Genomic DNA, 9,809 nt, shown 5'->3' with positions numbered 1-9,809 from the left:
GACCTGCGGCAGGTCCACGTTGTCCAGGTAGCCGTTGGTCAGCGCGTAGATGATCGCCACCTGGTGCTCCACCGGCGCCGGCGCGTACTGGCCCTGCTTGAGCACCTCCACCGAGCGGGCGCCGCGCGCCAGCTGGCGCGGCGTCACCGCGTCGAGCTCGCTGCCGAAGGCGGCGAACGCCTCCAGCTCGCGGTACTGCGCCAGCTCGCCCTTCAGCTTGCCGGCCACCTTCTTCATGGCCTTGATCTGCGCCGAGCCGCCCACGCGGGAGACGGAGATGCCCACGTTCACCGCCGGGCGCACGCCCGAGTAGAACAGGTTCGACTCCAGGAAGATCTGCCCGTCGGTGATCGAGATCACGTTGGTGGGGATGTACGCCGACACGTCGCCCGCCTGCGTCTCGATCAGCGGGAGCGCCGTCAGGCTGCCGCCGCCCATCTCGTCGGAGAGCTTGGCCGCGCGTTCCAGCAGGCGCGAGTGCAGGTAGAACACGTCGCCCGGGTACGCCTCGCGGCCCGGCGGGCGGCGGAGCACCAGCGACATCTGGCGGTACGCCACGGCCTGCTTCGACAGGTCGTCGTACACGCAGAGCGTGGCCTTGCCCTTTCCGTTCTCGTCCTTGGTGTACATGAAGTACTCGGCCAGCGCCGTCCCCGAGTAGGGGGCGATGTACTGCAGCGGCGCCGGGTCCGACGCGCTGGCGGCGACCACGATGGTGTACTCCATCGCGCCCGCGGCCTCCAGGCGGGCCACCACGCCCGCGATGGTCGAGTTCTTCTGGCCGATGGCGACGTACACGCAGACGACGCCCTGGCCCTTCTGGTTGATGATGGCGTCGATGGCGACGGCCGTCTTCCCCGTGCCGCGGTCGCCGATGATCAGCTCGCGCTGCCCGCGGCCGATGGGGATGAGGGCGTCGATCGCCTTGATCCCCGTCTGCATCGGCTCCTTCACCGGCTGGCGCAGCACGATGCCGGGCGCCACCACGTCCACCGCGCGGCGGCCGACGGAGGGGATGGGGCCGCGGCCGTCCACCGGCTCGCCCAGCGGGTTGACGACGCGCCCCAGGTAGGCCGGGCCCACCGGGATGTCGAAGACGCGGCCGGTGCGGCGCACGCGGTCGCCCTCCTGGATGACCGTCCAGTCGCCCATGACCACGGCGCCGATGTTGTCCTCTTCCAGGTTCAGCGCCAGGGCGCTCACCACCTGGCCGCTCTCGGTGGCGGTGATCTCCAGCAGCTCGCTGGACATGGCGCCGCCCAGGCCGTAGATGCGCGCGATCCCGTCCTTTACCTCAAGGACCTCGCCCACCTCTTCGGCGGTGAAGTTGTTTTCGTACCGCTCGATCTCGCCGAGCAGAACGTTCTTGATCTCGCTGGCCCGGAGCTGGGTATCGACCGCCATCGTTCTTCCTCGTTTCAGGTCCGGCGTGCGCCGCCGGTGCTCATCAGTATGCTTGCGTGCTGCCTGTTAAACCGCTGGGTCCCGCCGGTTCGAACAGAGAAAGTGCCAAGTGCCCAGTGCCCAGTTCCCAATCGGTCCCGAAGTTACTGAGGGCTCGGCACTCGGCACCAGGCACTGCTTTTCACGTGCCGGCCGGGAGGTACGCGTCCATCAGCCTGCGGCGCAGCCCGGCCGCCTGGCTGCGAACCGAGCCGTCCAGGATCTGGTCGCCCACCTTGATCACCATCCCGCCCAGCAGCTCGGGCTCCACGTGGAAGGTGGGGATCACCTCGCGCCCGAAGCGCGTCTGCAGCGACGCGCGGATCTCCTCCTGGAGCGCGGCGTCCGGCGCGTGCGAGATGGTGACGTCCACCCGCAGGCGCCCCATCATCTCGTCCACCCGCTCGCGGTACGCCAGGGCGATCTCGCGAAGGAGGTTGTCGCGGCGCTTGTCCACCACCACCAGCACGAAGCGCAGAAAGAGCTCGGGGACGCGCCCGCCCAGCGCGCCGCGGAGCGCCGCCTTCTTGGCGTCCATGGAGATGGCCGGCGCCGAGAGGAAGGCGCGGATGCGCGGCTCCGTGTTCAGCAGGCTGGCCAGCTCGTCCGCGGCGGTCTGGAACTCGACGGCCGTGTTGGCGCCGCCGTTGCGCTGCGCCAGGGTAAGGAGCGTGTCCGCGTAGTTGCGCGCGATGACCTCGGAGCGCACGGCTCAGGCTCCCGCGCCGACGGCCGGCTGCGTGGCGACCTGCCCCAGGTACTCGCGCACCAGGCGGCGGTTGTCCTCGCCGTCCAGGTTGCGGCGCACCAGGCGCTCGGCGGCGCGCATGGAGACGTCCACGGCCTCGCGGCGCACGGCCTGCAGCGCGCTCTCGCGCTCCGAGGCGATGTCCTGGCGGGCGCGCTCCAGCAGGGCTTCCTGCTCGCGGCGCGTCTCGGCCAGCATCTCGGCGCGGATGCGCTCGGCGCTGGTGCGGCCTTCGTTCACCGCCTCCTGCACGCGCGTGCGGGTCTCCTCCAGGATGCGCCGGTTCTCCTCCATCATGGCGGCGGCCTCGGCGCGGTCGCGCTCGGCGGCGGCGGCCAGCTCGCGGAGGTTCTCCTCGCGGGCCGCCACGGCGCCCAGGATCTTGGGGAAAGCGAAGCGGGAGAGGATCACCAGGACGACGACGAAGACCACGATCGTCCAGATGATGAGCCCCGGATTCGGCGACAGCAGGCCGGGCGCCTCCTCGTGCTCCTGCGCCACGAGGGGCGCGGCGGAGCCGAGGAGGAGCAGGGCCGAGAGAGCGATGCTGGAGCGGCGCATATCCGTTTGCCGGTTGAGTCCGGTTCGAAAGAAAAAGTTCAGGGCCGGCCGGCCTCCGCGAGCTTCCGCGGCGGCCGGCCGGGTACGGCTCAGCGGGCGAGCGCGGCGAAGACGCCGGTCTGCACCACGAACGCCACCACGATCGCGAACAGCGCCGCGCCTTCCACGAAGGCGGCAAGGATCAGCGCGCCGGTCTGGATGGTGCCGGCGATCTCGGGCTGGCGGGCCATGCCCTCCATCGCGCGGGAGCCGATGAGGCCGATGCCGATGCCGGCACCGATGACCGCGAGGCCGGCGCCGATGGGGGCGCCGAGAAGGCCGCCGCTGAGCGCGTTGGCGGTGTCGGCCGCCGCTTGCATCATCATCATGAGAATCCCTCCAGGGATCTTGGGGTGTATCGAGTCGGGCTTCCGCTCGCGCGGCCATAAAGACCGGTGGACGCCAGCCGGCATCGCTGCCGCGCGCCCTCCCCGGGGGCCCATGCCCGGGTACTGTACGACGGGGGTGAGCGGTCCCCGCCGGCGGCTTGGTGCGAAGCTGGGAGCAAGCCGCGGACTCCCGTTGTTAGTGCCTAGTGCCTAGTGCCTAGTGCCTAGTGCAGTTACTTGGCACTGGGCACTTGGCACTGCCGTCAATGCGCATGCTGAATCAGCCCGATGAACACGCTCGTCAGCATCGCAAAGATGAACGCCTGCAGGAACGCGACAAAGATCTCCAGGAAGAAGATCCCCGTGGCCATCAGCACCGGCGCGGCGGCCAGGGCGAAGCTCCCGAAGACGAAGATCAGGGAGATCAGCGCCAGCAGCACGATGTGCCCGGCCACCATGTTCGCCATCAGCCGGATGGCCAGCGAGGCCGGCTTGGTCAGCTTCCCAAAGAACTCGATGGGCGCGAGCGCGATCGCCATCGCCCACCCGGCAACCGGGTGCATCCCCTTGGGCCGGAAGAAGATGGTGCCCAGGTAGCCCTTGGGGCCAAGGGCGATCATCCCGCCCACTTCCACCACCAGGAACGCCATCAGAGCCAGCCCGGCCGTCACCGAGATGTTGGCGGTCGCGGTGGAGCCGTAGGGAAGCAGCCCCAGCAGGTTGTTGAACAGGATGAAGAAGAACAGCGTGATGACGAACGGCGCGTACTTGTCGTAGCCGTGGGCGATGTTCGGCTTCACCACCTCGTTGCGGATGAAGAGGACCATCGCTTCCACCATGTTGTAGCGCCGCCCGCCCGGGAGCCCCCGCTCCGCGCCGCCCGCGCGTACGCCGCCGTACAGCAGCACCAGCAGCGTCAGCAGCGCCGCGATCGACAGGAAGACGAGGTGCTTGGTCGGCGTCATGTCGATGCCGCCCACCATCCAGGCGCCCTTGCCGGGAAGGTGCTGCGTCAGGCCGAAAGGAAGCTCGATCTCGCGCGCGTCCAGGATGTGGTGGAGGTAGTCGATCCCCTCTTCCTCGCCGTGCGCGGCTTCGGCGCCGTGGCCGGCCCCGCCCTGCTCGTGGCTCGGGTCCAGCACCTCGGCCGCGCGCCCCTCGGGCGAGGCCGGGTGCACGACGGTGCCCGCGGTTCCGTGCTGCGCCGCGGCCGGGGGCGTTCCATGGTCCTGGGCGTGCGCGGCGGCCGTGGAGGCGCCAGCGAGGGCCAGGAGGAGTGCGATGCGTGCGAACATTCAGCTCTTCTTTGGTGTGCCGGCGGCCAGGGCCACCGGCTCGAGCAGTGTGGTTGCGAACAGTACGGCCGCCAACGAGAACAGCGTGGGAGCGGCCGGAAGGCGGGCGGCCGGCACCAGGACCAGCGCCGACGCCACCACCACGATCAGCCGCCCCAACATCCCCACCCCGTACGCCGCCAGCTGCCTTCCCGGAAAGGCCACGCGGGCCACCAGCAGAAAGAAGATCTGGAAGACGCACGCGATCGCCACCCCCACGGCGACTCCGCCGCGGGCGCCGGGCCCAGCAAGTGCCACGCCGCCCGCGTACACGAGGGCTCCAATCGCCAGCACTGCCACCGGAAGGAGCCAGCGAGACTTCATCTTCCCCCCTTGCGCGGTTCCTTGGGGTCGATGGCCAGCCGCCGGTAGATGTACAGCAGGCTGAGCCCGAACCCGAGGAACACCCCGATCATCAGGAGCCACGGAGAGGTGCCCAGCCGCTCGTCAAGCCACTTCCCCAGGAAGAGGAACGCCAGCAGCACCGCCACGAACTGCACCCCGATCCCCGCCATGTCGGCGGGCGTCGGAGCTCCGGTCTTCCCGGCGTTCGGCGGAGTGCGGCGAGGCTCGTCCACTGTGCTCCAATCCTCTCCAGGGTGGTTCGGCGCGGCCAATATAGGAGCTTGTGAAATTTTTCGCAAGCAGGAATATGGGCGCTTGTGAAATTTTTCGCAAGCTCCTTTTCGTCCGGGCCGGGGCCTTGCTTGACGCCCCGGAACGGGTGCGTCTATCTTGCCCCGCCGGCCCCGCGGAACTCGTTGCGGCGCCGCTCCAAAGCCGCCGTCGCGCCCTCAAGGGAAGCCCGGCACACTCCAGCCGCCGCCGCCCATGCGCCGCATCCTCCCCGCCTTGCTCATCGCGCTCGCCGCGGGCGCCGTGGCGTGCCGCCCGCCCGCCGGTCCGGCCCCCTCCGCCGCGCCGCCGCTGGAGACGAGCCGCTACACGGGCCCGCTGGTCTCCTCGTTCCAGGTGGAGCCGGCGGGGGACAGCGTGCGCTTCTCCCTGCAGCTCACCAATCCGACCACCGCGCCGGTGCGGCTGAGCTTCTCCAGCGGGATGACGCACGACTTCGCGGTGCGCGAGGGCACGCGCGACGTCTGGCGCTGGTCGGCGGACCGCTCCTTCGTGCAGGCGCTCATGTCCGTGTCGCTGGGCGCGGGGGAGACGCGCAGCTACACGGAGGTGTGGCGTCCCGGGGCGGGGCTGCGTGGCCGGCGGCTGACGGCCGTGGCGTGGCTGACTTCGACCAACCATCCGATCCAGCAATCCACCGCGTTCGCCCTGCCGTGAGCCGCTCGCGCATCCCCGCGGCGCGACCGTTGCCGTGACCACTCTGTCCGATGCCGCGCCGTCGATGGCGGACGTGCTCGCCGCGGCGCGCCGGCTGCAGGGGATCGTGCGTCGCACCCCGCTGGAGCGGTGCGACGGGCTCTCGGACGGCGCCGAGGTGTTTCTCAAGCTGGAGGGGATGCAGCGCACCGGCTCCTTCAAGCTGCGCGGCGCCTACAACCGCGTGGCGACGCTCGCGCCGGAGGCGCGGGCCCGCGGGCTGGTGACGGCGTCGGCGGGGAACCACGGGCAGGGGGTGGCGCTGGCCGCGCGGCTGCTGGGTGCCCGCGCCCTCGTCTTCGTCCCCGCCTCCGCGCCGGAGACCAAGCGGCGGCGCATCGCCCGCCTCGGCGCGGCGCTGGTGCTGGTGGAGGGCGGCTACGACGAGGCGCACGCCGCCGCCGAGGCACATGCGGCGGAAACCGGGGCCGCTTTCGTGCACGCGTACAGCGACCCGATGACGGTGGCCGGGCAGGCGACGGTGGCGCTGGAGATCTTGCAGGAGCTGCCCGAGGTGCGCACGCTGGTGGTGCCGGTGGGTGGCGGCGGGCTGGTGAACGGCACGGGGATCGTGGCGCGCGCCCTGGCGCCCGGCGCGCGCGTGGTGGGGGTGCAGACGCACGAGACCGGGGCGATGCACGCCTCACTGGCCGCCGGGTCGCTGTGTTGCCCGCCGCAGGGTGCGACGTTGTGTGAAGGGCTCTCCGGCGAAACGGACGCGCGCAGCCTGGAGGTCGCCCGGCGCGTGGTGGACGAAGTAGTGCTGGTGAGCGAGGACGCCGTGCGCCGCGCCATGCGCTGGCTCTTCGTGGAGGAGGGGGTGGTGGCCGAGGGATCGGCCGCGGTGGCGGTGGCGGCGCTGCTGGAGGGCGCCATCCGCAATCTCGCGGGGCCGGTGGCGGTGATCCTGAGCGGGAGCAACGTGGACGCCGCGCGGATGGCGGAGGTCCTGGGGAGCGATTGATGGCGACGATTTTATCATTCGCGGGTATCCACCCGCGCATCCACCCGAGCGCCTTCGTGGCGCCTACCGCAACGGTGATCGGCAACGTGACGATCGGGGAGGAGGCGAGCATCTGGTTCGGCGCCGTCATCCGCGGCGACGAGCCGGAGCACGAGATCCGCGTGGGGGCGCGCACCAGCATCCAGGACAACTGCGTGGTGCACGTGAGCCGCCAGGGCGCCACCCTCATCGGCGCGGACGTCACGGTGGGCCACGGCGCGATTCTGGAAAGCTGCACGGTGGGCGACGGGGCGCTGATCGGCATGAACGCCGTCGTCCTGCAGCGCGCCCTCGTGGGCGAGGCGGCGCTGATCGCGGCCGGTGCGGTGGTGGGGAGCGGCGCGGAGATCCCGGCGCGCCACCTGGCCGCCGGCGCGCCTGCCACGGTCAAGAAGGAGCTGGAGGGAGAGTCGCTCCGCTGGGTCACCACCAGCGCGGCGCACTACGTGGAGCTGTCGCGGCGGTACATGGCGCAGGGCGGGGACAATGGGAGAGAACTGAATGAGCAATGACTTCGGCGGGCTGGACGCGCCCCAGGAACCCTCGTACGCCGCGGCCGCCGCGCCGCACCCCGCACCTCCGCGCACGCGCGCGGAGGGGATGGAGGAGCTGATCCGCACCCTCTCCCTCCTCCCCGGCCCCACCGGCCAGGAGGACGCCGTGCTGGAGTGGGTGGCGCGTGAGTGGCGCGCGCTCGGCGAGGTGACGCAGTCGGCGGTGGGGAACCTCTTCCTCCACATCCCGGGCCCCGGCCCGCGCGTGCTGCTGGCGGCGCACGCGGACGAGCTGTCGCTGATCGTGCGCTCCATCACCCCGGACGGCTTCCTGCGCGTCCTTCCGGGCGAGCGCGACGTCTTCTCCTTCCCCTACTTCCTGGGCGCGCCGGTGCGGGTGCTGGCCGACGGCGGCGAGCTCCCCGGCGTGGTGGCGACCACCACCGGCCACGCCATGACGCCGGAGCAAAAGGACCGCGTCCGGCTGGGGTGGGACGACCTGTTCGTGGACGTGGGGCTCTCCGCCCGGGAGTGCGGGGAGCGCGGCATCCACATCGGCACGCGGATGGTGTGGGACTCGCCGCCGCGCAAGCTCGGCAGGCTCCTCGTGGGCAAGGCGATGGACGACCGGCTGGGCGTGGCGGTGCTGGTGGAGCTGGCGCGCCGGCTGTCCGTGCAGGCGCCGCGCTTCGACGTGACGCTCGCGCTCACGGTGCAGGAGGAGATCGGGATGGTGGGCGCGTCGTCGCTGGCGCGCGACGGGCGCGCCTTCGACATCGGCTTCGTGATCGACAACGGGCTGGCGGGCGACATCCCCACCACCTCCGGCGAGCACATCCCCGTGCGGCTGGGCGGCGGCCCGACACTGGTGCACCGCGACTCCTCCGTCCACTACTCGCGGCGCCTGATCAACGCCATGCGCGAGGTGGCCGGGCGCAACGGGATCCCCATCCAGGAGATGGTGCTCTTCCACTACTCGTCCGACGGGGCGCACCTGGTGCGGCAGGGGATGGAGGCGCTGCTGGTGGCACCCCCCATCCGCTACTCGCACTCCCCCTTCGAGGCGGTCGACCCCACCGACGTGGAGGCGACGGTGCGCCTGTTCGAGCTCTTTCTGACGGGAGCCGCGCCGGGGTGAACGCGGACGTCATCGTCGTAGGCGGAGGGGTGATCGGGTGCGCCGTCGCCCGCCACGCGGCGCGTGGCGGGCTGCGCGTGGTGGTGGTGGAGCGCGCCACGCCCGGGATGGAGGCCTCGCACGCCGCCGCCGGGATGCTCTCTCCGCTCGCCGAGGCCGACGCGCCGGGGCCCTTTCTCGACCTCCTTCTCCGCGCCCGCGCCATGTACCCCGCCTTCGCCGCCGCCCTCGCGGAGGAGACGGGGATCGACGTCGGCTACGGCGACGCGGGGACGCTGTACCTGGCGCTGCGCGACGAAGACGAGGCGGAGCTGGAGCACCGTTTCGCCTGGCAGTCGGCGGCTGGATTGTCTGTCGAGCGGCTGGATGCGGATACGGTCCGTGCGCTGGAGCCGGCGGTGTCGCCCGCGACGCGCTGGGCCCTCCGCTTTCCCGGCGACCACCAGGCGGACAACCGTGCACTCGGCCGCGCGCTCTGGGGCGCCGCCGCCCGCGCCGGCGTCGACTTCCGCCTTGGCGCCGATGCCGTCGCGCTGCTGCGCGATGAAGATCGTGTCACGGGCGTGATGCTGGCCGGCGGGGAGCGTATCGATGCGGGCGCCGTGGTGCTGGCGGGGGGAAGCTGGGCAGGGCGGATGGAGGGCCTTCCCCGCCCTCTCCCAGTCGAGCCGGTGCATGGCCAGATCCTGGCGCTGGAGTCGATCCCCCCGCTCTTTCGCCACGTGATCGATTCGCCGCGCTGCTACCTGGTGCCGCGCACCGAGGGCCGCGTGCTGGCTGGCGCCACGGTCGAGCACCTGGGCTTCCGCAAGACGGTCACCCCGCGCGGCCTGCTCGGCCTCCTCGCCGGCGCCGTCGAGATCGCCCCGGCCCTGGCCGACGCGGCGGTGGTGGAGACCTGGGCCGGCCTGCGGCCGGGCACCCCCGACGGATTCCCCATCCTGGGTCCGGACCCTGAAGTCGCGGGGCTGCACTACGCGACGGGGCACTTCCGCAACGGCATCCTGCTGGCGCCGCTGACCGGCGAGCTGGTCGGGGAGGGGCTGCTGGGGCGGGTGGATGATGTGGTGGCGGAGTTTGGGGTGGGGCGGTTTGAGTAGGTGCGGGGGCCCTCACCCCCGTCTCGTTACACTCGACTGCCCCCTTATAGCTACTCCGGAGTTATCCATGAGCCGCGAGGAGAGTGCCTGGGGCGTGTTACTCCCCGCAGCGGCTTGTGGATAACTCCGCCGACGGATAATCGTATTGCTGACACGCACCGCTGCGCTACGAATATTGCCCCCGTTCGCGGCAAACGAATAGGGAGAGAAGTACGAGCGCGGCGGTGTGCTTCGGTCCAGGACGAATCCTCTGGATGCTGACCCGCGTGTCGAGGTCTCGCCTATAAG

The 9,809-nt window shown here is 71.2% G+C and carries 12 protein-coding genes; 5 read left to right on the top strand and 7 right to left on the bottom strand.

The features are described from left to right. The 7 genes from atpA to VF584_21740 all read right to left on the bottom strand — a co-directional run. The coding region (atpA, locus tag VF584_21770; protein ID HEX8212819.1) for a F0F1 ATP synthase subunit alpha at positions 1-1,404 on the bottom strand (1,404 nt) is incomplete at its 3' end. Between the two features lie 181 nt (positions 1,405-1,585). Beyond that, a complete protein-coding gene (atpH, locus tag VF584_21765; protein HEX8212818.1) occupies positions 1,586-2,152 on the bottom strand; it encodes an ATP synthase F1 subunit delta in 567 nt (188 codons plus the stop codon). Between the two features lie 3 nt (positions 2,153-2,155). Continuing rightward, positions 2,156-2,752, bottom strand: a complete 597-nt coding sequence (gene atpF, locus VF584_21760; protein HEX8212817.1) for a F0F1 ATP synthase subunit B — start codon at positions 2,750-2,752, stop codon at positions 2,156-2,158. An 89-nt stretch (positions 2,753-2,841) separates the two neighbouring features. Next, positions 2,842-3,120 carry an ATP synthase F0 subunit C gene (gene atpE / locus VF584_21755; GenBank protein ID HEX8212816.1) on the bottom strand — a complete coding sequence of 93 codons (279 nt, stop codon included), beginning with the start codon at positions 3,118-3,120 and terminating at the stop codon, positions 2,842-2,844. 263 nt (positions 3,121-3,383) lie between these two features. Continuing rightward, positions 3,384-4,415, bottom strand: coding sequence for a F0F1 ATP synthase subunit A (atpB, locus tag VF584_21750; GenBank protein HEX8212815.1), 1,032 nt, complete (start codon positions 4,413-4,415; stop codon positions 3,384-3,386). Further along, the gene (locus VF584_21745; GenBank protein ID HEX8212814.1) at positions 4,416-4,778 is read right to left on the bottom strand and encodes a hypothetical protein; all 363 of its coding nucleotides are present in this window, start codon (positions 4,776-4,778) and stop codon (positions 4,416-4,418) included. Next, positions 4,775-5,032, bottom strand: a complete 258-nt coding sequence (locus VF584_21740) for an AtpZ/AtpI family protein (protein HEX8212813.1) — start codon at positions 5,030-5,032, stop codon at positions 4,775-4,777. Before VF584_21740 ends, VF584_21745 begins: the two co-directional genes overlap by 4 nt. A 253-nt stretch (positions 5,033-5,285) precedes the next feature. Between VF584_21740 and VF584_21735 the strand changes: the two genes are divergently transcribed. The 5 genes from VF584_21735 to thiO are packed head-to-tail and all read left to right on the top strand — an operon-like array spanning position 5,286 to position 9,521. Then, on the top strand, positions 5,286-5,747 hold the full coding sequence (locus tag VF584_21735) for a BsuPI-related putative proteinase inhibitor (protein ID HEX8212812.1): 462 nt from the start codon (positions 5,286-5,288) through the stop codon (positions 5,745-5,747). A gap of 34 nt (positions 5,748-5,781) precedes the next feature. After that, positions 5,782-6,750, top strand: coding sequence for a pyridoxal-phosphate dependent enzyme (locus VF584_21730; protein ID HEX8212811.1), 969 nt, complete (start codon positions 5,782-5,784; stop codon positions 6,748-6,750). Beyond that, positions 6,750-7,301: a gamma carbonic anhydrase family protein gene (locus tag VF584_21725; protein HEX8212810.1), complete on the top strand. Its 552-nt coding sequence runs from the start codon at positions 6,750-6,752 to the stop codon at positions 7,299-7,301. The genes VF584_21730 and VF584_21725 overlap by 1 nt, the downstream gene beginning before the upstream one ends. Further along, positions 7,291-8,421 (top strand): M20/M25/M40 family metallo-hydrolase, encoded by a 1,131-nt coding sequence (locus VF584_21720; protein HEX8212809.1) that lies wholly within the window; start codon positions 7,291-7,293, stop codon positions 8,419-8,421. Before VF584_21725 ends, VF584_21720 begins: the two co-directional genes overlap by 11 nt. Beyond that, a complete protein-coding gene (gene thiO, locus VF584_21715) occupies positions 8,418-9,521 on the top strand; it encodes a glycine oxidase ThiO (GenBank protein ID HEX8212808.1) in 1,104 nt (367 codons plus the stop codon). The genes VF584_21720 and thiO overlap by 4 nt, the downstream gene beginning before the upstream one ends. The last annotated feature ends 288 nt before the right edge of the window (positions 9,522-9,809 follow it).

This window comes from Longimicrobium sp., assembly GCA_036389135.1.
In the GTDB taxonomy this organism is placed as follows: domain Bacteria; phylum Gemmatimonadota; class Gemmatimonadetes; order Longimicrobiales; family Longimicrobiaceae; genus Longimicrobium.
This window is presented reverse-complemented; position numbering and strand designations above follow the sequence as displayed.

Excerpts from the sequence above, each read along its gene's own strand:
- atpF (HEX8212817.1), bottom strand. The coding sequence starts at position 2,752 with ATGCGCCGCTCCAGCATCGCTCTCTCGGCCCTGCTCCTCCTCGGCTCC.
- atpE (HEX8212816.1), bottom strand. The coding sequence starts at position 3,120 with ATGATGATGATGCAAGCGGCGGCCGACACCGCCAACGCGCTCAGCGGC.
- atpB (HEX8212815.1), bottom strand. The coding sequence starts at position 4,415 with ATGTTCGCACGCATCGCACTCCTCCTGGCCCTCGCTGGCGCCTCCACG.
- VF584_21745 (HEX8212814.1), bottom strand. The coding sequence starts at position 4,778 with ATGAAGTCTCGCTGGCTCCTTCCGGTGGCAGTGCTGGCGATTGGAGCC.
- VF584_21735 (HEX8212812.1), top strand. The coding sequence starts at position 5,286 with ATGCGCCGCATCCTCCCCGCCTTGCTCATCGCGCTCGCCGCGGGCGCC.
- VF584_21725 (HEX8212810.1), top strand. The coding sequence starts at position 6,750 with ATGGCGACGATTTTATCATTCGCGGGTATCCACCCGCGCATCCACCCG.
- VF584_21720 (HEX8212809.1), top strand. The coding sequence starts at position 7,291 with ATGAGCAATGACTTCGGCGGGCTGGACGCGCCCCAGGAACCCTCGTAC.